The organism is Limnohabitans sp. 63ED37-2, from assembly GCF_001412535.1.
Lineage (GTDB): Bacteria > Pseudomonadota > Gammaproteobacteria > Burkholderiales > Burkholderiaceae_C > Limnohabitans_A.
Window position 1 is genome coordinate 1,905,143 of the sequence record NZ_CP011774.1, and the last position, 24,233, is coordinate 1,929,375.

26 protein-coding genes and 1 tRNA gene are annotated in these 24,233 nt (G+C 60.3%); 7 read left to right on the forward strand and 20 right to left on the reverse strand.

The window, feature by feature from the left end:
- Nucleotides 1–4 precede the first annotated feature (4 nt).
- The 18 genes from nuoL to rpsO all read right to left on the reverse strand — a co-directional run bounded on the left by nuoL (nt 5) and on the right by rpsO (nt 16,499).
- The gene (nuoL, locus tag L63ED372_RS08995; protein WP_062405448.1) at nt 5–2,038 is read right to left on the reverse strand and encodes an NADH-quinone oxidoreductase subunit L; all 2,034 of its coding nucleotides are present in this window, start codon (nt 2,036–2,038) and stop codon (nt 5–7) included.
- A gap of 7 nt (nt 2,039–2,045) precedes the next feature.
- A complete protein-coding gene (nuoK, locus tag L63ED372_RS09000) occupies nt 2,046–2,354 on the reverse strand; it encodes an NADH-quinone oxidoreductase subunit NuoK (RefSeq protein WP_062407861.1) in 309 nt (102 codons plus the stop codon).
- Nucleotides 2,354–3,004, reverse strand: coding sequence for an NADH-quinone oxidoreductase subunit J (locus L63ED372_RS09005; RefSeq protein ID WP_062405450.1), 651 nt, complete (start codon nt 3,002–3,004; stop codon nt 2,354–2,356). Before L63ED372_RS09005 ends, nuoK begins: the two co-directional genes overlap by 1 nt.
- Nucleotides 3,005–3,041: 37 nt before the next feature.
- Complete coding sequence (gene nuoI / locus L63ED372_RS09010) at nt 3,042–3,551, reverse strand: NADH-quinone oxidoreductase subunit NuoI (protein ID WP_062407863.1); 510 nt, start codon at nt 3,549–3,551, stop codon at nt 3,042–3,044.
- 13 nt (nt 3,552–3,564) lie between these two features.
- Entirely contained in the window at nt 3,565–4,647 is a 1,083-nt protein-coding gene (gene nuoH, locus L63ED372_RS09015) for an NADH-quinone oxidoreductase subunit NuoH (RefSeq protein WP_062405452.1), read from the reverse strand.
- On the reverse strand, nt 4,644–6,755 hold the full coding sequence (gene nuoG / locus L63ED372_RS09020) for an NADH-quinone oxidoreductase subunit NuoG (RefSeq protein ID WP_062405454.1): 2,112 nt from the start codon (nt 6,753–6,755) through the stop codon (nt 4,644–4,646). The genes nuoH and nuoG overlap by 4 nt, the downstream gene beginning before the upstream one ends.
- Nucleotides 6,748–8,124, reverse strand: a complete 1,377-nt coding sequence (nuoF, locus tag L63ED372_RS09025) for an NADH-quinone oxidoreductase subunit NuoF (RefSeq protein WP_062405455.1) — start codon at nt 8,122–8,124, stop codon at nt 6,748–6,750. Before nuoF ends, nuoG begins: the two co-directional genes overlap by 8 nt.
- Entirely contained in the window at nt 8,124–8,612 is a 489-nt protein-coding gene (gene nuoE, locus L63ED372_RS09030) for an NADH-quinone oxidoreductase subunit NuoE (RefSeq protein WP_062405457.1), read from the reverse strand. Before nuoE ends, nuoF begins: the two co-directional genes overlap by 1 nt.
- Nucleotides 8,609–9,862: an NADH-quinone oxidoreductase subunit D gene (locus L63ED372_RS09035; protein WP_062405459.1), complete on the reverse strand. Its 1,254-nt coding sequence runs from the start codon at nt 9,860–9,862 to the stop codon at nt 8,609–8,611. Before L63ED372_RS09035 ends, nuoE begins: the two co-directional genes overlap by 4 nt.
- Nucleotide 9,863: 1 nt before the next feature.
- Nucleotides 9,864–10,472, reverse strand: coding sequence for an NADH-quinone oxidoreductase subunit C (locus L63ED372_RS09040; protein ID WP_062405461.1), 609 nt, complete (start codon nt 10,470–10,472; stop codon nt 9,864–9,866).
- An 11-nt stretch (nt 10,473–10,483) separates the two neighbouring features.
- Nucleotides 10,484–10,963 carry a NuoB/complex I 20 kDa subunit family protein gene (locus tag L63ED372_RS09045; RefSeq protein ID WP_019428571.1) on the reverse strand — a complete coding sequence of 160 codons (480 nt, stop codon included), beginning with the start codon at nt 10,961–10,963 and terminating at the stop codon, nt 10,484–10,486.
- A 44-nt stretch (nt 10,964–11,007) separates the two neighbouring features.
- Nucleotides 11,008–11,367 (reverse strand): NADH-quinone oxidoreductase subunit A, encoded by a 360-nt coding sequence (locus L63ED372_RS09050; protein ID WP_062405464.1) that lies wholly within the window; start codon nt 11,365–11,367, stop codon nt 11,008–11,010.
- Between the two features lie 65 nt (nt 11,368–11,432).
- A tRNA-Leu gene (locus L63ED372_RS09055) sits at nt 11,433–11,517 on the reverse strand.
- Nucleotides 11,518–11,674: 157 nt separating this feature from the next.
- The gene (gene secG / locus L63ED372_RS09060; RefSeq protein ID WP_062405465.1) at nt 11,675–12,055 is read right to left on the reverse strand and encodes a preprotein translocase subunit SecG; all 381 of its coding nucleotides are present in this window, start codon (nt 12,053–12,055) and stop codon (nt 11,675–11,677) included.
- 37 nt (nt 12,056–12,092) lie between these two features.
- Nucleotides 12,093–12,845: a triose-phosphate isomerase gene (gene tpiA / locus L63ED372_RS09065; protein ID WP_062405468.1), complete on the reverse strand. Its 753-nt coding sequence runs from the start codon at nt 12,843–12,845 to the stop codon at nt 12,093–12,095.
- Nucleotides 12,845–13,855, reverse strand: coding sequence for an NAD(P)H-quinone oxidoreductase (locus L63ED372_RS09070; RefSeq protein ID WP_062405470.1), 1,011 nt, complete (start codon nt 13,853–13,855; stop codon nt 12,845–12,847). Before L63ED372_RS09070 ends, tpiA begins: the two co-directional genes overlap by 1 nt.
- A gap of 52 nt (nt 13,856–13,907) precedes the next feature.
- Nucleotides 13,908–16,013, reverse strand: a complete 2,106-nt coding sequence (gene pnp / locus L63ED372_RS09075; protein WP_062405472.1) for a polyribonucleotide nucleotidyltransferase — start codon at nt 16,011–16,013, stop codon at nt 13,908–13,910.
- 219 nt (nt 16,014–16,232) lie between these two features.
- Nucleotides 16,233–16,499: a 30S ribosomal protein S15 gene (rpsO, locus tag L63ED372_RS09080; RefSeq protein WP_019428565.1), complete on the reverse strand. Its 267-nt coding sequence runs from the start codon at nt 16,497–16,499 to the stop codon at nt 16,233–16,235.
- Between the two features lie 267 nt (nt 16,500–16,766).
- On the opposite strand from rpsO, the gene L63ED372_RS09085 reads away from it, so the two are divergent.
- The 3 genes from L63ED372_RS09085 to argH all read left to right on the forward strand — a co-directional run bounded on the left by L63ED372_RS09085 (nt 16,767) and on the right by argH (nt 20,223).
- On the forward strand, nt 16,767–17,351 hold the full coding sequence (locus L63ED372_RS09085) for a DUF4377 domain-containing protein (RefSeq protein ID WP_062405473.1): 585 nt from the start codon (nt 16,767–16,769) through the stop codon (nt 17,349–17,351).
- A 133-nt stretch (nt 17,352–17,484) separates the two neighbouring features.
- Nucleotides 17,485–18,726, forward strand: a complete 1,242-nt coding sequence (locus L63ED372_RS09090; protein ID WP_062405475.1) for a serine hydrolase domain-containing protein — start codon at nt 17,485–17,487, stop codon at nt 18,724–18,726.
- Nucleotides 18,727–18,774: 48 nt separating this feature from the next.
- A complete protein-coding gene (argH, locus tag L63ED372_RS09095) occupies nt 18,775–20,223 on the forward strand; it encodes an argininosuccinate lyase (RefSeq protein WP_062405477.1) in 1,449 nt (482 codons plus the stop codon).
- 7 nt (nt 20,224–20,230) lie between these two features.
- Here the strand turns inward: argH and L63ED372_RS09100 are convergent, their stop codons facing one another.
- Nucleotides 20,231–20,959, reverse strand: a complete 729-nt coding sequence (locus L63ED372_RS09100; protein ID WP_062405480.1) for an SOS response-associated peptidase family protein — start codon at nt 20,957–20,959, stop codon at nt 20,231–20,233.
- A gap of 89 nt (nt 20,960–21,048) precedes the next feature.
- Between L63ED372_RS09100 and L63ED372_RS09105 the strand changes: the two genes are divergently transcribed.
- The 4 genes from L63ED372_RS09105 to L63ED372_RS09115 all read left to right on the forward strand — a co-directional run bounded on the left by L63ED372_RS09105 (nt 21,049) and on the right by L63ED372_RS09115 (nt 23,313).
- Nucleotides 21,049–21,579, forward strand: a complete 531-nt coding sequence (locus tag L63ED372_RS09105; protein WP_062405482.1) for a pseudouridine synthase — start codon at nt 21,049–21,051, stop codon at nt 21,577–21,579.
- A 90-nt stretch (nt 21,580–21,669) separates the two neighbouring features.
- Nucleotides 21,670–22,308: an NAD(P)H-dependent oxidoreductase gene (locus tag L63ED372_RS09110; RefSeq protein WP_062405484.1), complete on the forward strand. Its 639-nt coding sequence runs from the start codon at nt 21,670–21,672 to the stop codon at nt 22,306–22,308.
- A 104-nt stretch (nt 22,309–22,412) separates the two neighbouring features.
- On the forward strand, nt 22,413–22,574 hold the full coding sequence (locus tag L63ED372_RS16515) for a hypothetical protein (protein WP_158235635.1): 162 nt from the start codon (nt 22,413–22,415) through the stop codon (nt 22,572–22,574).
- Between the two features lie 40 nt (nt 22,575–22,614).
- Nucleotides 22,615–23,313: an RluA family pseudouridine synthase gene (locus L63ED372_RS09115; RefSeq protein ID WP_062405485.1), complete on the forward strand. Its 699-nt coding sequence runs from the start codon at nt 22,615–22,617 to the stop codon at nt 23,311–23,313.
- A gap of 4 nt (nt 23,314–23,317) precedes the next feature.
- On the opposite strand, the gene L63ED372_RS09120 is transcribed toward L63ED372_RS09115, so the two are convergent.
- Nucleotides 23,318–24,223, reverse strand: a complete 906-nt coding sequence (locus tag L63ED372_RS09120) for a DMT family transporter (protein ID WP_156343591.1) — start codon at nt 24,221–24,223, stop codon at nt 23,318–23,320.
- Nucleotides 24,224–24,233: the final 10 nt, after the last annotated feature.

Sequence of the window (24,233 nt, forward strand, 5' to 3'; positions counted from 1 at the left end):
ACTGTTAAGCGAGCCAGACGAAATACGTCATCAGCACGAACACACCCAAAATCATCACCAGGGCGTAGTGGTACAGGAAACCCGACTGGAACCAGCGCACAACGCCAGAGACCAGACCCACCACTTTCCAGGAACCGTTCACGAAGAAGCCGTCGATGATGGTGCCGTCTCCCACCTTCCACAGGCCTCGGCCCAGACCACGTGCACCCTTGGCCAGGATGTTTTCGTTGATCCAGTCCATGAAGTACTTCTGCTCCAGCACCACGATGAGGGGGCGCAAGACGCGGGCAAAGAAAGCCGGGACCTTGGGGTTGACCAGGTACATGTACCAAGCGGTCACCACACCGGCCAAAGCCAGCCAGAACGGCGCAGTGCTCAGACCGTGTACAGCCATCGCCACCGGACCGTGGAACAACTGACCCAGTTGCTGCATGGCGGGGTGTTTGGCCGCATCGATGAAGATCACGTCTTTGAAGAATTCGCCGTACAGCATGGGCTGGATGGTCATGAAACCGATCACCACCGAAGGAATCGCCAGCAGCACCAGCGGCACCGTGACGACCCAAGGCGACTCGTGGGGTTTGTCGTGACCATGATCATCGTGCCCATGGTGGTCATCGTGGCCGTGGTGTGCATCCGGGTTCTGGTCGTAACGCTCTGGGCCGTGGAAAACCAAGAAGTACATGCGGAACGAATAGAAGGCCGTCACAAACACACCCGCCAACACCGCGAAATTGGCAAAGCCAGCGGCAGGCAGCGTGCTCAGGTGCACCGCTTCGATGATGCTGTCCTTGGAGTAAAAACCCGAGAACAAAGGCGTACCGATCAAGGCGAGCGAGCCCAGCAGCGACGTGATCCAGGTGATGGGCATGTACTTGCGCACGCCGCCCATGTAGCGGATGTCTTGGTTGTGGTGCATGCCCATGATGACCGAGCCCGCACCCAAGAACAGCAGCGCTTTGAAGAAGGCGTGTGTCATCAGGTGGAACACCGCCACCGAGTAGGCCGATGCGCCCAATGCCACCGTCATGTAACCGAGCTGCGACAAGGTGGAGTAAGCCACCACACGCTTGATGTCGTTTTGGATGATCCCCAAGAAGCCCATGAACAAGGCCGTGATCGAGCCGATCACCATCATGAAGTTGAGCGCCGAGTCGGACAACTCAAACAACGGCGACATGCGGGCCACCATGAAGATACCAGCCGTCACCATGGTCGCGGCGTGGATCAGGGCGGAGATGGGTGTAGGGCCTTCCATGGAGTCGGGCAGCCACACGTGCAGCGGGAACTGTGCAGACTTGCCCATGGCACCGATAAAGAGGCAAATGCAGATCACGGTGATCAGCATGGCGTCCATGCCAAAGATGTACCAAGGGAAATCGATCTTGGCCAGCTCACCCGCTTTGGCGAACAGCTCGGTGTAGTTGAGTGTGCCGGTGTATGCAGCGATCAGGCCAATGCCGATGATGAAGCCAAAGTCACCCACACGGTTGACCAAGAAGGCCTTCATGTTGGCGAAAATCGCGGTTGGTTTGTTGTACCAAAATCCGATCAACAGGTACGACACCAAGCCCACCGCTTCCCAGCCAAAAAACAGCTGCAGCAAGTTGTTGCTCATCACCAGCATCAGCATGGCGAAGGTGAACAGCGAGATGTAGGCAAAAAAGCGGTTGTAGCCTTCGTCCTCTTCCATGTAGCCGATGGTGTAAATGTGCACCATGAGCGACACGAAGGTCACGACACACATCATCATGGCCGTGAGGCTGTCGATCATGAAACCGACTTCCATCTTCAGGCCACCGACCACCATCCAGGTGTAGATGCTCTCGTTGAAGCTGGCGCCAGCAATCACCTTGCTGAGCGTCATGGCCGACAAGATGAAGGCCACGAGCACGCCCAGGATGGTGAAACTGTGCGAGAGACGGCGGCCAATCCAGTTGCCACCAAATTGGGTGCCCCAAATACCGGCCAGCAAAGAGCCCACCAGCGGGGCCAGGGGGATGGCCAGCAGTGTGCTGGCGTTGAGGGTCTGACTCATATTCTTGTTAACCCTTGAGCGAATTGAGTTCGTCCACGTTGATGTTGTTCTGGTTGCGGAACAACAGCACCAAGATGGCCAAGCCAATGGCCGATTCGGCCGCGGCCACCGTGAGGATGAAGAAGACGAACACTTGCCCGTGCATGTCGCCCAGGTAGTGCGAGAAGGCCACAAAGTTCATGTTCACAGCCAACAGCATCAACTCGATGGCCATGAGCAAAACAATCAGGTTCTTGCGGTTCAAGAAGATGCCGATCACGGCCAATGCAAACAGCATCGCGCCGAGCGACAAAAAGTGTCCCAGGGTCAGTGTCATCATTTCTTCACCTCTTCAGCGGCTGCTTCAGTGGGCGCAACAGGGGCAGGCGCTGCTTGGGTTGGGGCCATCTTGACCACTTGCATGCGGTCAGCCGCACGCACACGGACCTGAATGGACGGGTCAATCGCCTTGCTGTCCTTGCGCTCACGCAGGGTCAGGGCAATCGCCGCGATCATGGCCACCAACAAAATGGCTGCCGCGATCTGGATGGGCATCAGGTATTCGGTGTACAACAAAATGCCCAGAGCCTTGGCGTTGTCCACCTGTACAGCGCCCGTGCCCATGGCGGGTGCTTCGGACATGCGAAAACCCGACAGCAACACAGCGGCCATTTCGAGGGCCACGACGGCCCCCAAGGTGGCTGCCAGCGGGAAGTTTTTCCAGAAGCCTTTACGCACGGTGTCGATGCCAATGTCCAGCATCATCACCACGAACAAGAACAACACCATCACCGCGCCCAGGTACACCAGCACCAGCAAGATGGCCAGGAATTCGGCATTGAGCAAGAACCACACCGCCGAGGCCTGCGAGAAAGCCAGCATGAGGTACAGCACCGCGTGCACAGGGTTGCGTGCGGTGACCACCCGGAAGGCTGCAAACAGCAGCACCACCGAGAAGAGGTAGAAGAAACCGGTCTTGACGTCCATAGGTCTGTCTTTTTAAGTGTTCAGGACTGGGCTGCGTTCAACGGTAAGGAGCGTCAGCGGCCTTGGCAGCTGCGATCTCTTTTTCGTAACGGTCGCCCACGGCCAGCAACATGTCCTTGGTGAAGTACAAGTCACCGCGTTTTTCGCCGTGGTATTCAAAAATGTGGGTCTCAACGATCGAGTCCACCGGGCAGCTTTCTTCGCAAAAGCCGCAGAAGATGCACTTGGTCAGGTCGATGTCGTAACGCGTGGTGCGGCGCGAGCCGTCTTCGCGCTGGCCCGCCTCGATGGTGATGGCCATCGCGGGACACACGGCTTCGCAGAGTTTGCAGGCGATGCAGCGCTCTTCACCGTTGTCGTAACGGCGCAGGGCATGCAGGCCACGAAAACGCGGCGACAGCGGGGTTTTTTCTTCCGGGAACTGCACCGTCACCTTGCGGGCAAATGCATAACGTCCGGTCAGGGCCATGCCCTTGAACAACTCCACGAGCATGAAGCTCTTGAGGAAGTCCTTGATCGAAAAAGAGGAAGCAGTCATTGTTGTCATGGTCATTCACCGATCAAAGCCAGATGTTCCATGGCGAGTGCAACCACACGCCCACCACCAACAACCACACCAAGGTGACCGGGATGAAAATCTTCCAGCCCAAACGCATGATCTGGTCATAACGGAAGCGCGGGAATGTGGCGCGAATCCAGATGAACATGGACACGACCAAGAAGGTCTTGAGGCCCAGCCAGATCCAGCCGGGAATGGCGTTGAACAAGGCGTGGTCGATGGGCGACAACCAGCCGCCCAAGAACATGATCACGGCCAAGATGGACACCAGCCACATGCTGGCGTATTCGGCCAAGAAGAAGATGGCAAAGCCCATGCCCGAGTACTCGACCATGTGACCGGCCACGATCTCGGCTTCGCCTTCGACCACGTCAAAGGGGTGGCGGTTGGTTTCGGCCACACCAGAGATCAGGTAGACCAAGAAAATAGGCAGTAGCGGCAGCCAGTTCCAAGACAGGAAGCTCAGACCCATGTCGGCAGCAGCGCCTTTTCCTTGCGCCAGAACGATTTCAGTCAGGTTCATGCTGCCCGAGACCATCAAGACCACCAGGAAGCAAAAGCCCATCGCGATCTCGTAGCTCACCATCTGGGCCGATGCACGCAGCGCGCCCAAGAAAGCGTATTTGGAGTTGGAGGCCCAACCCGCAATGATCACACCATACACCTCGATCGAGGTGATCGCCATCACCAGCATCAAACCGGCGTTGATGTTGGTCAGTGCCACTTCGGGTCCAAAAGGAATCACCACCCAGGCGGCCAGAGCAGGCATGATCGCCATGATCGGGCCGAGGCGGAACAAGCCCATGCTGGCCGCTGTCGGGTTGATCAACTCTTTGGTGAGCAGCTTGAGGGCATCGGCAATCGGCTGCAACAAACCCATGGGGCCCACGCGGTTGGGGCCATGGCGCACTTGCATGAAGCCCAAGAGCTTGCGCTCCCACAGCGTCAGGTAAGCCACCGCACCCATCAGCGGCGCGAGGATGGCCACGATCTTGAGCAAGATCCAAAGCACTGGCCACACCAAAGTGGCCCACCAGCTGGCGGCCACCAGGTTCAGGCCGCCGTTGTACAGAGCGTCAATCATGGGGTCACCTCCTGACGGGCGTCAGCGGTCAGCTGCAGTGACGGCGCACGGCGCACGATGCCATCGAGCTGGTAAATCGAAGCGACCGACGGCGCAGGTGTGGTGGTCCCGCTCAGGTTGATCGCAGACCGTGTGGCGCTGGACGCCACCAAGGGCTGGGCCGTGGCACGGGCCAAGACGTCTTGCGATGTCTCGAAGGACACACCCGGGATGTCGAGCAAGTTGGCCAGCACGCGCAGCACCTTCCAGGCGGGGCGGGTTTCAGCCAAAGGCTTGACCACGGCGTGGAAGCTTTGCAAGCGGCCTTCGGCGTTGACAAAACTGCCCGAGGTTTCGGTGAACGGCGCAATCGGCAGCAGCACGTCACTGAAAGCCATGTTGGCCTTGAACGGGCTGAGCGTGACCACCATCTCGGCCTGGCCCAAGGCTTTGGCCGCAGCAGCGCCTGCTGCGCTGTCGAACTCGGGTTCGGTGTTGAGCAAGACAGCGGCTTTGAGGCCACCGGCCAACATCTGGCCTGCGTGCTTGCCACCGGTTTGTGGTTGTGCACCCACCCACTGAGCGCCCACGGTGTTGGCCGCTTCGGTCAGGTAACCCACGCTGGCACCGGTGTGCTCGCCAATCCAGTTGGCCAAGGCCAAAAGGGTCGAAGCATTGCCATGGTGTGCAGCGGCATTGCCCAACAACAGGGCTTTACGCTCGCCACCCAAGAGGGACTTGGCCATGGCTTGGACTGCGGCAGACGCGGTGCCTGCGCATGGGGCTGGCACGCCCTTTTCGGCGGCAATGGCCACAGCCAGATCGGCCAGGGTTTGCGCCCAGGCAAAAGCATCGGTCACGACCGCGTTGGCCACAGGCATGGCCCACGCATCGGCGTGGCTGAAAGCCGCAGGCGATGTGATGACGTTCAGCTGAGCGCCGTAACGCACGGCCTGGCGCACGCGCAGTGCAAACAGCGGATGGTCTTTGCGCAGGTTGGAGCCCACGACCAGCACGCGCTGCAAAGTGGACAGCGATGCGATGGACGTGCCCAAGGTGCGCACACCTTCAGCCGCGCCAAACTCGGCGTTGCGCAGACGGTAATCAATGTTGTCTGAACCCAGGCCGCGCATCAAGGCGCCAGCCAGGTACAACTCTTCCACGGTGCTGTGCGGGCTGACCAAAGCGCCGATGCTGTTGGCACCATGGTCACGCTGGATGTTGCGCAGGCCATTGGCCACGTATTCGAGGGCGGTCTGCCAATCAACGGTCTTCCACTCGCCGCCCTGCTTGAGCATGGGCTGGGTCAGGCGCTCGGCGCTGTTCAAGGCTTCGTAAGAGAAACGGTCGCGGTCAGCAATCCAGCACTCGTTGACGTCTTCATTTTCCAGGGGCACGACACGCATGACCTGGTTGTTCTTGACCTGCACAATCAGGTTGGCACCTGACGAATCGTGCGCCGCCACCGACTTGCGGCGCGACAGCTCCCAAGTGCGGGCGTGGTAGCGGAAAGGCTTGCTGGTCAGAGCACCCACTGGGCAGATGTCGATCATGTTGCCCGACAACTCGGAATCGATCGTCTGGCCCAAGAAGGTTTCGATTTCGGCGTGCTCGCCACGGTGGGACATGCCCAGCTCCATGGCACCGGCCACTTCCTGGCCAAAGCGCACGCAACGTGTGCAGTGGATGCAGCGGCTCATCTCTTCCATGCTGATGAGCGGACCGACTTCTTTGTGGAAGACCACGCGCTTTTCTTCTTCGTAGCGCGAGGTGCTGCCGCCATAACCAACGGCCAGGTCTTGCAACTGGCACTCACCGCCTTGGTCGCAAATGGGGCAGTCCAGCGGGTGGTTGATCAGCAAAAACTCCATGACCGACTTTTGTGCAGCAATGGCGCGGTCGCTCTTGGTGCGCACGATCATGCCTTGTGTCACGGGCGTCGCGCAGGCGGGCATGGGCTTGGGGGCCTTCTCGACCTCCACCAGGCACATGCGGCAGTTGGCTGCGATCGAGAGTTTCTTGTGGTAGCAGAAATGGGGAATGTAGGTGCCCGCTTTTTCGGCGGCATGCATGACCATGCTGCCCTCGGCAACTTCCACTTTCTGACCGTCGAGTTCTATTTCAACCATGGGTCTTCACCGCTGTTGCATCGGCGCCGACCATGGAGGTCTTGTGCTCGATGAGGTGTACAAATTCGTGACGGAAATGCTTGAGCATGCCGCGCACTGGCATGGCCGCTGCATCACCCAAGGCGCAAATCGTGCGGCCCATGATGTTGCCCGCCACGCTGTCGAGCATGTCGATGTCGCTGGCACGGCCCTGGCCGTGCTCAATGCGGTCCACCATGCGCCAGAGCCAGCCTGTGCCTTCACGGCAAGGGGTGCACTGGCCGCAGGACTCGTGCGAATAAAAGTAAGACAAACGCGCCAAGGCCTTGACCATGCAACGTGTCTCGTCCATGACGATCACCGCGCCCGAACCCAACATCGAACCGCCCTCTTTGGCGATGCTGTCGTAGTCCATGGTGAGCTTCATCATCAAATCGGCCGGAATCACGGGCGACGAAGAACCGCCGGGAATCACCGCCTTGAGTTTGCGACCGCCGCGCACACCACCGGCAAGCTCAAGCAGCTTGGCAAACGGTGTGCCCATGGGCACTTCGTAGTTGCCGGGGCGCTCCACGTCACCGCTGACCGAAAAGATCTTGGTGCCACCGTTGTTGGGCTTGCCGCATTCAAGGTAAGCCTGACCACCGTTGCGGATGATCCAAGGCACTGCAGCGAAGGTCTCGGTGTTGTTGATGGTCGTGGGCTTGCCGTACAGGCCAAAGCTGGCGGGGAACGGTGGCTTGAAGCGAGGCTGGCCTTTTTTGCCTTCGAGCGATTCGAGCAAAGCGGTTTCTTCACCGCAGATGTAAGCGCCAAAACCGTGTGACGCGTGCAGCTGAAAGCTGAACGTGCTGCCCAGGATGCTGTTGCCCAAGTAGCCTGCTGCACGGGCTTCTTCCAGAGCTGCCTCAAAGCGCTCATAGGTGTGGAAGATTTCGCCGTGGATGTAGTTGTAACCCACGCTGATGCCCATGGCATAAGCCGCGATGATCATGCCTTCGATCACCGTGTGCGGGTTGTACTCCATGATGTCGCGGTCTTTGCAAGTGCCTGGCTCGCCTTCGTCCGAGTTGCACACCAAATACTTTTGACCGGGGAACTGGCGGGGCATGAAGCTCCACTTCAGGCCCGTGGGGAAACCCGCACCGCCGCGACCACGCAGGCCGGACTCTTTGACGGTAGCAATCACCTGGTCTTGCGTCAGGCCTTCGCCGCCGTCTTTGCCCAGGATTTTGCGCAAGGCCGCGTAGCCGCCACGCGCTTCGTAGTCTTTGATGCCCCAGTTGCGCCCATTGAGGCCCGCATAAATTTGTGGGTTGATGTGGCGGTCATGGAAGCAGGTTTCCACGCCTGTGGCCTGGAACTGGCTCAGAATTTGTTCGACGTTCATCAGGCGGCCTCGGCTTTCTTCAGGCTGTCAACGAGTTGGTCGAGCTTTTCATGGCTCATGAAGCTGCACATGTGGCGGTCGTTCACCAGCAGCACCGGCGCATCGGCGCAAGCGCCTTGGCATTCGCTGGGTTGCAGGGTAAACATGCCGTCAGCAGTCGTCCCGCCGACATTCACGCCCAACTTCTGCTCCAGATGCGCCAGAGCTTGCGCACCACCACGCAACTGGCAAGGCAGGTTGGTGCAAACGTTCAGCTTGAACTTGCCCACCGGCTTTTGGTTGTACATGTTGTAGAAGGTGGTCACTTCGTGCACGGCCATCACGGGCATGCCCAAGACCTCGGCCACGACTTGCTCACTCTCGGGGCTGACCCAACCTTGTTCTTGCTGCACGATCGACAGACAAGCCATGACGGCCGACTGCTTTTGGTCTGCAGGGAACTTGGCCACTTCACGCGCAAAGCGTGCTTTTGTTGACTCAGAGATCATCGGTCAATCTCTCCAAAAACGATGTCCATGGTCCCGATGATCGCGACCGCGTCGGCCAGCATGTGGCCTTTGGCCATTTCATCGAGGGTGGCCAAATGGGCAAAGCCCGGGGCGCGAATTTTGAGGCGGTACGGCTTGTTGGCCCCATCACTCACCATGTAAATGCCGAACTCGCCCTTGGGGTGTTCGACCGCGGCATAAGCCTCGCCCTCGGGCACACGGAAACCTTCAGTGAAGAGCTTGAAGTGGTGGATCAAGTCTTCCATGTTGGACTTCATGCCTTCGCGAGAAGGCGGCGCGATCTTGTGGTTGTCGGTGATGACCGGGCCGGGGTTGGCACGCAACCACTTCACGCACTGCTGGATGATGCGGTTCGATTCGCGCATCTCTTGCACACGCACCAAATAGCGGTCGTAGCTGTCACCGGTCTTGCCCACAGGCACATCGAATTCGACTTGGTCGTAGGCGTCGTAGGGCTGCTTTTTGCGCAGGTCCCAGGCAAAGCCGGAGCCGCGCAGCATGGGGCCAGTCATGCCCAAATTCAGGGCACGCTCGGGAGCCACCACGCCGATGCCCACGGTGCGCTGTTTCCAGATGCGGTTATCGGTCAGCAGGGTTTCGTACTCGTCCACGCACTTGGGAAAGCGCTGGGTGAAGTCGTCAATGAAGTCCAGCAAGGAACCCTTGCGGTTGCTGTTGAGCTGCTCAATCGCCTTGGCGTTCTTGACCTTGCTGACCTTGTACTGGGGCATGCTGTCGGGCAGATCGCGGTACACACCACCGGGCCGGAAGTAAGCCGCGTGCATGCGGGCACCGGACACGGCCTCGTACATGTCAAACAGGTCTTCACGCTCGCGGAAGGTGTAGATCAGGATGGTGGAGCTGCCGCAGTCGTTGCCGTGCGAGCCGAGCCACATGAGGTGGTTCAGGATGCGGGTGATTTCCGAGTACATCACGCGGATGTACTGGGCCCGCATCGGCACTTCCAGGCCCAGCATCTTCTCGATGGCCAGGCAGTAAGCGTGCTCGTTGCACATCATCGAGACATAGTCCAGGCGGTCCATGTAAGGCAGCGACTGGATGTAGGTTTTGTGCTCGGCCAGTTTTTCGGTGGCGCGGTGCAGCAAGCCGATGTGCGGATCAGCGCGTTGCACCACTTCGCCGTCGAGCTCGAGCACCAGGCGCAACACACCGTGTGCAGCCGGGTGCTGAGGGCCAAAGTTCAGGGTGTAATTCTTGATTTCGGCCATATCAGTTCAGGCCTCCGTAGTGTTCTTCACGGATGATGCGTGGCGTGATTTCACGCGGCTCGATGCTCACCGGCTCGTAAATCACGCGCTGACGCTCGGCGTCGTAACGCATTTCAACGTGACCCGACAAGGGGAAGTCCTTGCGGAAGGGGTGACCAATGAAACCGTAATCGGTCAGGATGCGGCGCAGGTCGTTGTGACCTTCAAACACGATGCCGTAGAGGTCAAAAGCTTCGCGCTCATACCAGTTGGCCGAGTTCCAGAGCTCATTGACCGAAGCCACCAAAGGCAAATCATCATCAGGGCACAGCACTTTCACGCGCACACGCTGGTTCAGGCTCACCGACAACAAATGCACGGTGACCCCAAAACGTGGGCCATCGGTGCCCACTTCGCGGTAGGCCGAGTAATCGAGGCCCGCCAAGTCAACGAGTTGTTCAAATTGGCAGCCTGGCGCGTCGCGCAGGGTTTGCATCACGCTCAGGTAATGCTGCGCGTTCACATGAACGGTCACCTCGGCCAAAGCGATGGAAATGTTTTGGACCCGGTCACCCAAGGCCGCAGCCAAGGTGTCTTGCAGGTCTTCGGGGCGAATGGCGAAATTGGTCATCGTCATTCCCTTCAAGCACGCGCAATGGTGTGTGTGCGGCGGATTTTTTGCTGCAGCTGGATGATGCCGTAGATCAGGGCTTCGGCCGTGGGCGGGCAGCCCGGCACGTACACATCCACCGGCACGATGCGGTCGCAACCGCGCACCACGGAATAGCTGTAGTGGTAGTAACCACCGCCATTGGCGCAAGAGCCCATGGAGATCACCCAGCGCGGTTCGGACATCTGGTCATAGACCTTGCGCAAGGCCGGGGCCATCTTGTTGCACAGGGTGCCGGCCACGATCATCAAGTCGGCTTGGCGAGGGCTGGCGCGGAACACCTCGGCACCAAAGCGGGCCAAGTCGTAGCGGGCCGTGGCCGAATGCATCATCTCGACCGCGCAGCAGGCCAGACCAAAGGTCATGGGCCAGAGCGAGCCGGTTTTGGCCCAGTTCACCACCGAGTCGTAACTCGTGGTGATGAAGCCCTCTTTCATCACGCCTTCAATCATTTTTTATCCTCAAGCAGGCTCAATGTTGTTGTCAGTGCAAACGGTCATTCCCAGTCCAGGGCGCCTTTTTTCCACTCGTAGACAAAACCGACGACCAAAATGGCCAGAAAGATCACCACAGCCACAAAACCGGCCATGCCCACTTCCTTGAGGGCCACAGCCCATGGGAACAGGAAAGCGATTTCGAGGTCAAACAAGATGAACAGGATGGCGACCAGGTAGTAGCGCACATCGAACTTCATGCGGGCGTCTTCGAAGGCTTCGAAGCCGCATTCGTAGGGGGAGTTTTTTTCCGCGTCAGGTCGGTTGGGGCCGAGGATGTAGCCCAAAACCTGGGGAATGATGCCGACAGCAACGCCGACCAGAATGAACAAAAGAATCGGGAGGTACTGTTCGAGGTTCATTTGGTGACTGCCGTTAAGGACCGAGTGAAGCGCCCAAGCCTTGAGCCCGAGCGCTTCTGTTTGTCTGGTGCCGTCGGCGAGACTCGAACTCGCACAGCTTTCGCCACTACCCCCTCAAGATAGCGTGTCTACCAATTTCACCACGACGGCTGGATACACAAGACCAGCTTGCATGAGGTGCACCTTGAGTGCGTATCGCTTGCTGGTCAGACTCTGATTTTACCCCGAAAAATGGGGTATTTCCCGGTCTAAACCCGGAAAATTGTGCACAGCAGCAAAGCTGAATCTCAGCTGACAACCAGGCGATTTATTTCGCCGGTGCAGGAGGAACGCTGTTGTCTGTTTGTGCAGCGGGGGCGTTGCCAGGAATCTGCGCTGCGGGGCTGTTGTTCACTGGAGCGGGTGCCGTCACAGCTGCTCCTTCGAGCACGCTGCCCGACGAGGTGGGGGCGAGTTTGCCAAAATAAGCCAGCAGCAAAGTGCAAACAAAAAACACCGCTGCCAACACCGCTGTGGTGCGCGACATGAAGTTCGCACTGCCCGTGGCACCGAACAAGCTGCCCGAACCACCGCTGCCAAAGGCAGCGCCCATGTCCGCACCTTTGCCGTGCTGGATCAGGATCAAGCCAATCATGGCCAGTGCCGACAACATCTGCACCACCAAAATCAAGGTCAACATCACGCTCATCTGAATACTCCGAAAATAGAAAAAAGGGTTTAAAAGCTCAGCGCGAGGCGGCTTTCAACATCGATAAAAAGTCTGGGGCATTGAGAGACGCACCGCCGATCAGGCCGCCGTCCACGTCAGGCTGCGCCAGCAAAGAGGCGGCGTTCGCCGCATTCATGCTGCCGCCGTACAAAATTGACACACGCTCCGCATGCGCTGTGGCCGCCTGCAGCTGGGCACGCAACACCGCGTGCACCGCTTGGGCCTGCTCGGGGGTGGCCGTCAATCCGGTGCCGATGGCCCAAACAGGCTCATACGCCACCACGATTTCGCTGATGCAGTGGCCGTTGGCGTGGATCACCGCCGCCAACTGCCGCTTCACAACAGCTTCGGTCTGACCCGCTTCGCGCTCGGCCAAGCTCTCGCCCACACACACGATGGGGGTGATGCCTGCGGCCAAAGCACGCTGCGTCTTGGTGGCCACCACGGCATCGGTCTCACCGTGGTATTGCCGCCGCTCCGAGTGGCCCACGATGACATAACGCACCGCAAAATCACGCAGCATGTTGGCCGACACCTCACCGGTGTAAGCGCCCGACTCGTGGGCAGACACGTCTTGTGCGCCCAGAGCCAAAGCAGCGCCAGCCAACAAGTTTTGGGCTTGCGCCAGATAAGGCGCAGGCACGCACACCGCAGCACGGCAGGACACACCGTCCATGCCGCTCAAAGCGTCAGACAACAAAGACGCATTGGCCGCTAAGCTGCCATTCATCTTCCAATTGCCCACCATCAACTTGGCTGCCATCGCCATCACCAAGTCACCACAATTTTGCCAACATGCTGGTTCGTCTCCATCAAGGCATGGGCTTGCGCCGCGCCCGATGGCAAACCACCACCCGCCTCTGCCGCTGCAAACACGCTGTAGATGACCGGCTTGATGCGGCCCGACTCGATCCAAGGCCAAACGGTTGTGCGCAAAGACTGGGCAATCGCTGCTTTGAACGCCACTGGGCGTGGACGCAAGGTCGAACCTGTGATCGTCAAACGGCGGCGCAAAACCAAGCCTGCATTGAATTCGCTCTTGATGCCGCCCTGCACCGCGATGATGACCAAGCGGCCATCTTCTGCCAAGGCCTCAACTTCACGCGCCACATAGTCGCCAGCGACCATGTCCAAAATCACATTCACACCCACACCGCCGGTGAGGCGCTTGGCCTCGGCCACGAAGTCGGTGGTTTTGTAATTGATGGCGTGGTCAGCACCCAAGTCCAAGCAAGCCTGACACTTGGCGTCAGAACCCGCGGTGGCGATCACGGTCGCACCGGCCGCCTTGGCCATTTGGATGGCTGTGACGCCAATGCCGCTGGTGCCGCCTTGAATCAACAAGGTCTCACCCGCTTGCAAACGCCCACGGTCAAACACATTGCTCCACACAGTGAAGAAGGTCTCGGGCAGCGAAGCGGCTTCGATGTCCGTCAGCCCCTTGGGCACCGGCAAACACTGGGCCACCGGGGCCACGCACAACTGCGCATAACCACCGCCTGCCACCAAGGCGCACACACGGTCGCCCCCAGCAAAACCTGCCTCGGCCATGGCCGCTGCATCGCCCGACACCACCACGCCCGCAACCTCGAGGCCCGGAATGTCCGAGGCACCGGGGGGCACGGGGTAGTTGCCTAGGCGTTGCAGCACGTCGGGGCGGTTGATGCCGCTGGCCGAGACGCGAATGAGCAACTCCCCTGCCCCTGCAACAGGGTCAGGGCGGGAGCCTGGCACCAGCACCTCGGGGGCGCCGTAGCTTTGGATTTCAATGACGTTCATGGTGCATCCACGCGATGACGGGTGATCCCAGACCACCCGACAACAGCGTTATTTAGCCTTGAGCAGGACGGTCCAACAAAGCCTTCATCGACAGCTTGATGCGGCCTTTTTCGTCGGTTTCCATGACCTTGACTTTGACGATCTGACCTTCGCTCAGGTAGTCGGTCACCTTCTCAACGCGCTCGTGGGCGATCTGGCTGATGTGCAGCAGACCATCTTTGCCGGGCAGCAGGTTGATCAGGGCACCGAAGTCCAAGATCTTGGTGACTGGGCCTTCATAGACCTTGCCGATTTCGACTTCGGCGGTGATCTGCTCGATGCGCTTCTTGGCGATCTCGGCCTTCTCGCCGTCGGTGGCCGCGATGGTGATCGTGCCGTCTTCCGAGATGTTGATCTGGCAGCCGGTCTCTTCGGTCAGGGCGCGGATGGTGGCGCCGCCTTTGCCGATCACGTCACGGATCTTCTCGGGGTTGATCTTCATGGTGAAGAGCTTGGGCGCGAAGTCAGACACTTCGGTGTTGGCCGTGCTCATCGCTTCTTGCATCTTGCCCAGAATGTGCATGCGGGCTTCTTTGGCCTGGGCCAGAGCGACCTGCATGATTTCTTTGGTGATGCCCTGGATCTTGATGTCCATCTGCAGCGCGGTGATACCGTTGGTGGTACCGGCCACTTTGAAGTCCATGTCACCCAGGTGGTCTTCGTCACCCAAGATGTCGGTCAACACCGCAAAGCGGTTGTCTTCCTTGATCAGGCCCATGGCGATACCGGCCACGTGGGCTTTCATCGGCACACCCGCATCCATCATCGACAAGCAGCCGCCGCAGACCGAAGCCATGGACGAAGAACCGTTCGATTCGGTGATCTCAGACACCACACGCACGGTGTAGGGGAACTCTTCTTTGCCTGGCAACACAGCGGCCAAAGCACGCTTGGCCAAACGGCCGTGGCCGATTTCGCGGCGCTTGGTGCTGCCCATGCGGCCCACTTCACCCGTGGCAAAGGGAGGCATGTTGTAGTGGAACATGAAGCGGTCTTCGAACTCGCCCGCCAGCGCATCGATGCGCTGTGCATCGCGATCGGTGCCCAGGGTGGTGATCACCAAAGCCTGGGTTTCGCCACGTGTGAACAGCGCCGAGCCGTGGGTGCGGGGCAGCACGCTGTTGCGGATTTCGATGGGACGCACAGTGCGAGTGTCGCGGCCGTCGATGCGGGGCTCACCGGCCAAAATCTGGCTGCGCACGATGCGGGCTTCGATTTCGAACAACAGGTTGTCGAGCTTGACGGGGTCAAACGCCACGCCTTCTTCTGCCAAAGCGACTTTGACCGAAGCGTAGGCTTCGCGGCAAGCGTGTGTACGGGCTTGCTTGTTGCGGATTTGGTAAGCGGCACGCAGCTTTTCTTCGGCCAGTGTGGCCAACTTGCTTTCGAAAGCCGTGTCGCGGGCAGGCGCTTGCCAGTCCCACACGGGCTTGCCGGCTTCGCGCACCAACTCGTGGATGGCGTTGATGGCAATCGCCGACTGCTCGTGGCCATACACCACACCGCCCAGCATGATTTCTTCGGACAGTTGCAGGGCTTCGGATTCGACCATCAGCACAGCCGCTTCGGTACCGGCCACGACCAGATCCATCACGCTGTCTTTGCGCTGGGTCTGGCCGGGGTTCAGGACGTATTCGCCATTGATGTAACCCACGCGAGCGGCGCCGATGGGGCCGTTGAACGGGATGCCCGAGATGGACAAAGCGGCAGACACGGCGATCATCGCGGCGATGTCGGCGTCAACTTCAGGGTTCAAAGACACGGTGTGGATGACCACGTGCACGTCGTTGTAGAAACCTTCGGGGAACAGAGGACGGATGGGTCGGTCGATCAGACGGCTGGTCAGGGTCTCGTGCTCGCTGGGCTTGGCTTCACGCTTGAAGAAGCTGCCGGGGATCTTGCCTGCGGCGTAAGTCTTCTCGATGTAATCGACCGTGAGGGGGAAGAAATCTTGACCGGCTTTGGCGATCTTGGAACCCACGACGGTGGCGAGCACCACGGTGCCTTCCATGTCGAGCAGCACAGCGCCGCCAGCTTGGCGAGCCACTTCGCCGGTTTCCATCTTGACCGTGTGCTGGCCCCACTGGAAGGTTTTGGTAACTTTGTTAAAAATGGACATGTTCAGAACTCCTGAAAACAAAAGCGCATGAGGCTGCACTGTGGGCCCGGAAGTTGACGCTCTGAACTCGATGCCATTCCACAAAACCTTGCAAAACTTTGCTGTAAAGCCTTGTGGAATGACACAGCGCGAGATCGCCCTGACAAATTCCGACTGAAAAAAAGAATAAAGCGCCTGAGCTAGTGAACTAACTCAGGCGCTTTTCATCTGGAGAGACGATTACTTACGCAGGCCAAGCTTGGCGATCAGCGCAACGTAACGGTCAGCATCACGGGACTTGAGGTAGTCGAGCAGTTTGCGGCGACGGCTCACCATGCGCAGCAGACCGCGGCGACCGTGATGGTCTTTGGCGTGTGTTTTGAAGTGAGGTGTCAGCTCGTTGATGCGGGCTGTCAGCAAAGCCACTTGGACTTCTGGGGAGCCAGTGTCGTTGGCTGCACGTGCGTTGGCCTTGACGACCTCTGCCTTGATTGAAGATGCAATCATGGTGTTTTCCTTGTTGTTTCGCCGGGTTCAAACCTGAACATCAGCGGGTGATTGACTTGCGCCAGCGGCCGGAAAAGCCAATGGCGTGCGCTTTGCAAATCGCAAAACAGGCGGATTATAGCCCGAAACCGCCCGCCTGGCACCCCCGCGTGTTGGTGCCTCGGCAGGCCACTGACCGTTTGCAAGTGCTTACAAAAGAATCCAGTTCCAGCGTGCCAAGGCCCTGGGGCTTCGTAAACTTGTCAGCCTCACCTTCCCTGCCCGAGCATGAAAAAATCGACATACCTTCGCCTTGTTTTGAGCAGCGCCCTGGTCGCACTGGGCCTGTGGTCCATCCCCGCGGCACAAGCTCAGGCCTGCACCCGCGAATACGCCCCCGTCTGCGGCCAAGTTGCGGGCCAAATGCCACAGACTTTTGCCAACCGCTGCACACTCGACAACGCCAAGGCCCGCCCCATCGCCCAAGGCGAATGCCCACACACCGCCACACCCACAACTCAACCCATGCTTGGCGGCGACAGCGACAACAAGGGCTGCAAAGCCTCTGCGGGTTACAGCTGGCATGCCGAACTCGCCAGCTGCATCCGCCCCTGGATGACCAGTGCCATCACCCTCGAAGTCGCCGCCCATCGCCAAAAATGCCCCCGCCAGACCGATACAAAATGCCTGATGGTGCGCGAAGTGCAAGACGGCCAGAAAAAACCACGGTGGGCCCCCTTCGACGGCGAGATCGCAGGTTACCAACACAGCACCGGCAAACGGCAACTCTTGCGCGTGCGCAAGGACAAACTGGAAAACGTCCCGGCCGACGCCCCCAGCATCACCTATACCTTCCTCAAAAAACTGCGCTGACACCAAAAGGAATCAACAACCAATCCACATGAGCAGCTTGTGGGTAGATGAATCCAAGTGACAGATGTTTTTTGGTCACTCGACGCACAATCAGATTCACACAGCCTGCCCCTACGTGAACCCGAGGAACGCCATGAACAACCCAAACGCTTTGCCAGCCGCCAAAGACTGCGACCCCTTGGCTTTGGGTTGGATGCAGGGCTCGCCGCCCGCAGCCGACAAGATCATTCGGTTTGAAGATGGCAGTGGCTACCGCTTTCCGCAGCTGCGTTGGAGCTTTGCACATTACCGGCAATTGGTGCCCACTGTCACCGTCGCCAAAGGTTTCAAGCCGTCCACGCCTTTGCAGATGGCCCAAGGCTTGCCCAGCGTCGGCTACACCCCGATGGGCGGCGCAGGTGTGTGCCACTGGGCCGACATGTTGGAGGCCACTTACACCGATGCGATCTTGGTCATGCACAAGGGGCAGGTGCTTTTGGAGCACTTTGGTGGGGTGATGACGCCCGGGCGTGAGCACATTGCCATGTCGGTGTCCAAATCGTTCATGGGTTTGCTGGCCGCGTGCCTGGTGGCCGAGGGTGCGCTCGACGAAACGCAGCGCGTGGACCATTACGTGCCTGAGTTGACCGGCAGCGGCTTTGGCGATGCCACCGTGCGGCAGGTCATGGACATGACCACGGCCATTGATTACTCCGAAAACTATGCCGACCCGCAGGCCGAAATCTGGAAGCACATGTGCGCTGGCGGCGTGATGCCCCGCCCGCCCGGCTACAGCGGCCCGGCCAACTTTTACGACTATTTGAAAACCGTGCGCAAGCTGGGCGAGCATGGCGAGAGGTTCACCTACCGCACGGCCAACACCGATGTACTGGGCTGGATCGTGCGCCGTGTGAGTGGCCAAAACACCGAGCACATGCTGTCCGAGCGCATCTGGCAGCCCATGGGCGCCGAGCTGGACGCGTATTACACCGTGGACCCGAACGGCACCGCTTTTGCAGGCGGGGGCCTCAACACAGGCCTGCGCGACCTGGCGCGGTTTGGCGAACTGGTGCGCAACCATGGGCGCGTGGGCCAGACCCAGGTCTTGCCTGCCGCAGCGGTTGCCGACACCTTTGCAGGCGCCGACCCGGCCCGTTTTGCGGCCAACGGCCCGGCCACGCTGGCAGGCTGGAGCTACCGCAACATGTGGTGGGTGTCGCACAACGCCCACGGCGCCATCATGGCGCGGGGCGTGCACGGGCAAAACATCTACATCGACCCCAAAGCCGAGATGGTGATCGCCCGCTACGCCTCGCACCCCGTGGCGGCCAACATCGCCAACGACCCGCACACCCTGCCCGCTTACCACGCTTTGGCGCTGGCCTTGCTGGGCTGAAGGCAGGCCAGGCTAAGCCGGTTCGAAGCCCGATAAAATTGCGGGCTTATGACAAACCAACTCGACAAAAAATCCCAAGCCTGGTCCGCGCTCTTTTCTGAACCCATGAGCGAGTTGGTCAAGCGCTACACCGCCAGCGTGTTCTTTGACAAGCGCCTGTGGCAAGCCGACATCCAGGGCTCCCTGGCCCACGCCGAGATGCTGGCTGCGCAAAAGATCATCGCTGCCAGCGACCTGGCCGACATCCAGCGCGGCATGTCGCAGATCACGCAAGAAATCGAATCCGGCGCATTTGAGTGGAAACTCGACCTGGAAGACGTGCACCTGAACATCGAAGCGCGCCTGACCCAACTGGTGGGCGATGCGGGCAAGCGCCTGCACACCGGCCGCAGCCGCAACGACCAAGTGGCCACCGATGTGCGCCTGTGGCTGCGTGGCGAGATGGACCTGATCATCGATTTGCTGGTGGACCTGCAAAAGTCGCTGGTCGATGTGGCCGAGAAAAACGTCGAAGTCATCCTGCCCGGCTTCACCCATTTGCAAGTGGCGCAGCCCGTGAGCTTTGCGCACCACCTGCTGGCCTATGTGGAAATGTTCAGCCGCGATGCCGAGCGCATGGTCGACGTGCGCCGCCGCACCAACCGCCTGCCCCTGGGCAGCGCCGCCTTGGCCGGCACCACCTACCCGCTGGACCGTGAACGCGTGGCCCGCACGCTGGGCATGGTTGATGAAGCCGGCAACCCACAAGTCTGCCAAAACAGCCTGGACGGCGTGAGCGACCGCGACTTCGCCATCGAATTCACCGCCGCCGCCAGCCTGTGCATGGTGCACATCAGCCGCTTCTCGGAAGAGTTGATTTTGTGGATGAGCCAGAACTTCGGCTTTGTGAAGATCGCTGACCGCTTCACCACCGGCTCGTCGATCATGCCGCAGAAGAAAAACCCCGACGTGCCCGAGCTGGCCCGTGGCAAAACAGGGCGTGTGGTCGGTCACCTGATGGGCCTGATCACCCTGATGAAGGGCCAGCCCCTGGCCTACAACAAGGACAACCAGGAAGACAAAGAGCCGCTGTTCGACACGGTGGACACCCTCAAAGACACGCTGCGCATCTTCAGTGAAATGGTCGGCGGCCAAGTCAACCCCGCCACGGGCCAAAAAGAAGGCGGCATCACCGTCAACGCCGCAGCGATGGAAGCGGCCGTGAAAAAGGGCTACGCCACCGCCACCGACTTGGCCGACTACTTGGTGAAAAAAGGCCTGCCCTTCCGCGACGCCCACGAGGTGGTGGCCCATGCGGTCAAAACCGCGCAAGGCTTGGGTGTGGACCTGTCCGAGTTGCCGCTGGAAACCCTGCAAAAGTTTGACACACGCATCGAAGCCGATGTGTTTGGCCCGCTCAGCTTGCAAGGCTCGCTGAACGCACGCAACACCTTGGGCGGCACCGCGCCCGCACAAGTACGTTTGCAGATCGCTCGGCACCGCAGCCGTTTGGGCTGAAGACCGTTTATTTTTTCTGAACCGGATTGGCCAGCAGCAAGTTGGCCGGGTAGGCCCGCATGAACTCGCGGGCTTTGTCGAGGGGGGCGTTGAGCCACGCGCCGTAGGCACCTTCGTTCAGGATGGCGGGCATGCGTTTTTCATTGCCGTTTTGGCCGTAGCGGTTCATGAGCGCGTGGCTGTTGGCGTTCACCGTGAGCAGCGTGAAACTGACGATCTCTTCGTCGCCTTGGGTCCAGCATTCCCACAAACCGGCCACGCCCATGGGCTGGCCGTCCACGCGGGCGATTCGGGTGGGCACGGCTTTGCGGCTGCGCCAGTCGTCTTCGAAAAACGCTTGCATGGGAATGATGCAGCGCTGGCCTTTGAGCCAAGTCTCGCGCGTGGCCGTCGCGGTGCTCATGGTTTCATAGCGGGTCACGGCCAATTTGGTGGAGCGCAGTTTGGCGTCGGACGCCGACTTGACCCAGGTGGGCACCAAACCGAATTGGCCTTGGGCCAATGCCATCACCAGCGGGCTGGCCGGGGCCTGAACGGGGGCCGTGGCGGCTTCAGCGTCTGCGCCCATCTCGGGTGTTGCAGGCAAAGCGGCCTCTGCCGCCACCAACGCTTTGCGGATGAAAAAACCCGGCTGGCGTGGCCAGACTTCTTTGCCCAGCAAGGCGGCGGGCGGGGCGATACCAAAGGCCTCGGCGTAAAGGTCTGGGCTTTTCAGGCATTCGTATTGGGTGCTCATGCGGTCGATGCTAACCCACGGGCGGCGCGGCCCCGACGCGCCCCTGCGACCTGATACGCTCAGCGCTCGATGACCAGACCTGCTTTTCCATGCTGATCCGTTTCAACAAGCCTTATGGCGTGCTCAGCCAGTTCACCCCCGAGGGGCGCTGGACCGGGCTGATCGACCACATCGACCTGCCCGGCGTGTACGTGGCCGGGCGCTTGGACGCCGACAGCGAAGGTTTGCTGCTGCTGACCGACGATGGGAAAGAGCAAGCTCGCATTGCCGATCCGCGCTTCAAGATGGAAAAGACCTATCTGGTGCAGGTCGAGGGCATCGTGACCGACCAAGCGCTGATTGCTCTGTGCCGGGGCGTGACGCTGAACGACGGCCCCACCCTGCCCGCCCGCGCCCGAGCGGTGGCGCCGCCTGCCGACCTGTGGCCGCGCAACCCACCGATCCGAGAGCGGAAAAACATTCCCACCTCGTGGCTGGAGCTGAGCATCCGCGAAGGCCGCAACCGCCAGGTGCGGCGCATGACCGCCGCGGTGGGCCTGCCCACATTGCGCTTGATCCGCACCGCCATTGGCCCTTACACCCTCGACGCGCTGCCCACGGGCACTTGGCAGCAAGTCTGAGCTTGCCTCTCTGGCTTGCGCCAAGGCGACGCGCATGCCCAACAACATGCTGCACAATCGCGCATCTTTCTAAACCCAAGGGAATCCCTGATGTCTGAATTGCTGAACAAACTCGAATGGCGCTATGCCTGCAAAAAAATGGACCCAACCAAGTCCGTTCCCCAAGACAAAGTCGACCGCATCGTCGAAGCCGCCCGTCTGGCCCCCACATCGAGCGGCCTGCAGCCGTTTGAAATCATTGTGGTGACCAACCCCGCTGTGCGCGAGCAGATCAAGCCCAAAGCCTGGGGCCAAGCCCAGATCACCGACGGCTCGCACCTGCTGGTGTTTGCCGCTTGGGACAACTACACGGCCGATCGCATCAACATGATGTTTGACCTGACCAACGCTCAGCGCGGCGGCACCAACGAAGGCTGGGAAAACTACCGCCAGATGTTGCTCAAGAACTACCCTGCCCGCACGCCCGAGGTGAACTACGAGCACGCCGCACGCCAGGCCTACATCGGCTTGGGCGCCGCCCTGATTGCTGCGGCTTTTGAAGAAGTGGACGCCACACCCATGGAAGGTTTTGACCCGAAAGCCGTGGACGAAATTTTGGGCCTGAGCGCTCGCGGCCTGCGCAGCGTGGTGATCGTGCCGCTGGGCTACCGCGCCGCCGAAGGCGACTGGTTGGCCAACCTGAAAAAAGTGCGCCGCCCCACCGCGCAGTTTGTGACCGAAGTCAAATAAGGTCGCAACACACCTGCCGCTCTTGGAGCGTCAGGTGCCGCACCCCCACAAAGCCGCAGATTCTGCGGCTTTGTGCTTTAACATCAAGGGCTTCCCAAACCGGGATGTCTATCCAAGGAACCGACATGGCCAAAGGCGAACAACGCAGCAACAAAATGGCCAAGAAGCCAAAGAAAGACACGTCACCTCCCAAGACGTTCACCTCAGACCGCCCCATGGCCCCGTCCACCTTTGTGGCGCCTCGCGGCAAAGTCAAAGACAAGTGATTTTTTCGGCCGAGCAACGTGATTGTTTGGCCCGCCCTGCATGATCCCGATCCACGAAGACGAGCACCTGCTGGTGCTGGAAAAACCCAGCGGCTTGTTGTCGGTGCCCGGTCGCGGCCCAGAAAAGCAGGACTGCCTGTCCAAAAGGGTACAAGACCGCTACCCCGAGGCCTTGATCGTTCACCGCTTGGACCAAGACACCTCGGGCCTGCTGCTCATGGCCCGGGGCATCGAAGCCCAGCGGCGCCTCAGCAAGCTGTTTGAAACCCGCCAGGTTAAAAAACGCTATGTGGCCGTGGTGGCTGGACAACCAGAACAAACCCAAGCGGCCGAGCTGCCCGACGAGGACGGCTGGCGCACCATCGACGGCCCGATCCTGCTGGACTGGGAGCGCCGCCCGCTGCACATCATTCACCCCGACGGCAAAGCCAGCCGCAGCCGCTGGCGCGCACTGCAAAGCAGCCACAGCTACAGTTTCAGCGCGAGCCTGATCGAGCTCGAACCCGTCACGGGCCGCACGCACCAGCTGCGGGTGCACATGCAAAGCATCGGTCACCCCATGCTGGGCGACTCGCTGTACGCGCCGCCGGGCATCAAGGCGCTCAGCCCCCGCTTGCTGCTGCATGCGCAAGAGCTGGCCTTTGTGCACCCCTTCACCGAGCAAGCTTTGGCGTTCAAGGCCCCGGTCGATTGGTCTGCCCTGTCGCCGTACTTGGCCGTTCAACACCCCCAGCCCTGAGCGATCAGGCTTGGGCTGCACCCTTGATGCGGCCCGCCATCACACCACACAGCACCACCAGGCCCATGCCCGTGAAGGCCAGCGCGTCCGGGATGTGGTCAAACAGCCACCAGCCCATCACCGTCGAAAAGGCGACCCCGGTGTAGAGGAATGGCGAGACCACCGAGGCCGGGGCTTTGGAAAACGCCACGATCAGCAGGTATTGGCCCAGCGTGGCGGCCAGGCCCACCAAAAGCAGCAAGGCCCATTCGGTCAGGCTTTGCGGCGTGACCCAGGCGTTGAACACCAGCAGCGTGCTCACCGCCCAGCCCACCCAGCCTGTGTAGAGCTGCATCACGGCCGGGTCTTCGGTGCGCGTCATGTGGCTGGTCACGGCCTGAAACACAGCGTAAGTCAGCACCACCGTGAGCGCCATCCAGCCGACCGAGCTGTCGACCTGCCCACCCGGGCGGATGACCAGCATGGCCCCGATCAACCCGCCCACCACCATGAGCCAGCGCAGCGGCGAGACCTGCTCTTTCATGACAAAGCGGGCCAGCGCCGTGAGCACCAAGGGCGTGAGCATGACGGTGGCGGTGAACTCGGCCACCGGCATGCGCTGCAGGCAATAAAAAGCCAGCAAACTGCACGACACCATGAGCAAGCCGCGCAGCAGCTGCCAGCGCAGGCTGTGTGTGCGCCACATGGCCCGCCCCCGCACCGGGGCCAGCACCAGCGCGGTGCCCACAGCCTGCACGGCGTAACGAAACCACAACACCATGACGGGCGTGACGCTGACCATGACCCATTTGCTGGTGGCGTCGCTGAAGCTCAGGCTGGCCATGGCCAACACGGCAAAGACAATGCCGGGCCCGGCCCAGGCGGTTGGGGCTGGGGCCGGAGATGGCGTGGCGTTGGGTGGGGTGTGCAAGCTCGTGTCC

Bases quoted from the DNA above. Each gene is read 5' to 3' on its own strand.
- nuoL (WP_062405448.1), bottom strand. From the start codon at position 2,038: ATGAGTCAGACCCTCAACGCCAGCACACTGCTGGCCATCCCCCTGGCC.
- nuoK (WP_062407861.1), bottom strand. From the start codon at position 2,354: ATGACACTGACCCTGGGACACTTTTTGTCGCTCGGCGCGATGCTGTTT.
- L63ED372_RS09005 (WP_062405450.1), bottom strand. From the start codon at position 3,004: ATGGACGTCAAGACCGGTTTCTTCTACCTCTTCTCGGTGGTGCTGCTG.
- nuoI (WP_062407863.1), bottom strand. From the start codon at position 3,551: ATGACAACAATGACTGCTTCCTCTTTTTCGATCAAGGACTTCCTCAAG.
- nuoH (WP_062405452.1), bottom strand. From the start codon at position 4,647: ATGATTGACGCTCTGTACAACGGCGGCCTGAACCTGGTGGCCGCCAGC.
- nuoG (WP_062405454.1), bottom strand. From the start codon at position 6,755: ATGGTTGAAATAGAACTCGACGGTCAGAAAGTGGAAGTTGCCGAGGGC.
- nuoF (WP_062405455.1), bottom strand. From the start codon at position 8,124: ATGAACGTCGAACAAATTCTGAGCCAGTTCCAGGCCACAGGCGTGGAA.
- nuoE (WP_062405457.1), bottom strand. From the start codon at position 8,612: ATGATCTCTGAGTCAACAAAAGCACGCTTTGCGCGTGAAGTGGCCAAG.
- L63ED372_RS09035 (WP_062405459.1), bottom strand. From the start codon at position 9,862: ATGGCCGAAATCAAGAATTACACCCTGAACTTTGGCCCTCAGCACCCG.
- L63ED372_RS09040 (WP_062405461.1), bottom strand. From the start codon at position 10,472: ATGACCAATTTCGCCATTCGCCCCGAAGACCTGCAAGACACCTTGGCT.
- L63ED372_RS09045 (WP_019428571.1), bottom strand. From the start codon at position 10,963: ATGATTGAAGGCGTGATGAAAGAGGGCTTCATCACCACGAGTTACGAC.
- L63ED372_RS09050 (WP_062405464.1), bottom strand. From the start codon at position 11,367: ATGAACCTCGAACAGTACCTCCCGATTCTTTTGTTCATTCTGGTCGGC.
- secG (WP_062405465.1), bottom strand. From the start codon at position 12,055: ATGAGCGTGATGTTGACCTTGATTTTGGTGGTGCAGATGTTGTCGGCA.
- tpiA (WP_062405468.1), bottom strand. From the start codon at position 12,845: ATGGCGATGGCAGCCAAGTTGATGGTGGGCAATTGGAAGATGAATGGC.
- L63ED372_RS09070 (WP_062405470.1), bottom strand. From the start codon at position 13,855: ATGAACGTCATTGAAATCCAAAGCTACGGCGCCCCCGAGGTGCTGGTG.
- pnp (WP_062405472.1), bottom strand. From the start codon at position 16,013: ATGTCCATTTTTAACAAAGTTACCAAAACCTTCCAGTGGGGCCAGCAC.
- rpsO (WP_019428565.1), bottom strand. From the start codon at position 16,499: ATGATTGCATCTTCAATCAAGGCAGAGGTCGTCAAGGCCAACGCACGT.
- L63ED372_RS09085 (WP_062405473.1), top strand. From the start codon at position 16,767: ATGAAAAAATCGACATACCTTCGCCTTGTTTTGAGCAGCGCCCTGGTC.
- L63ED372_RS09090 (WP_062405475.1), top strand. From the start codon at position 17,485: ATGAACAACCCAAACGCTTTGCCAGCCGCCAAAGACTGCGACCCCTTG.
- argH (WP_062405477.1), top strand. From the start codon at position 18,775: ATGACAAACCAACTCGACAAAAAATCCCAAGCCTGGTCCGCGCTCTTT.
- L63ED372_RS09100 (WP_062405480.1), bottom strand. From the start codon at position 20,959: ATGAGCACCCAATACGAATGCCTGAAAAGCCCAGACCTTTACGCCGAG.
- L63ED372_RS09105 (WP_062405482.1), top strand. From the start codon at position 21,049: ATGCTGATCCGTTTCAACAAGCCTTATGGCGTGCTCAGCCAGTTCACC.
- L63ED372_RS09110 (WP_062405484.1), top strand. From the start codon at position 21,670: ATGTCTGAATTGCTGAACAAACTCGAATGGCGCTATGCCTGCAAAAAA.
- L63ED372_RS16515 (WP_158235635.1), top strand. From the start codon at position 22,413: ATGTCTATCCAAGGAACCGACATGGCCAAAGGCGAACAACGCAGCAAC.
- L63ED372_RS09115 (WP_062405485.1), top strand. From the start codon at position 22,615: ATGATCCCGATCCACGAAGACGAGCACCTGCTGGTGCTGGAAAAACCC.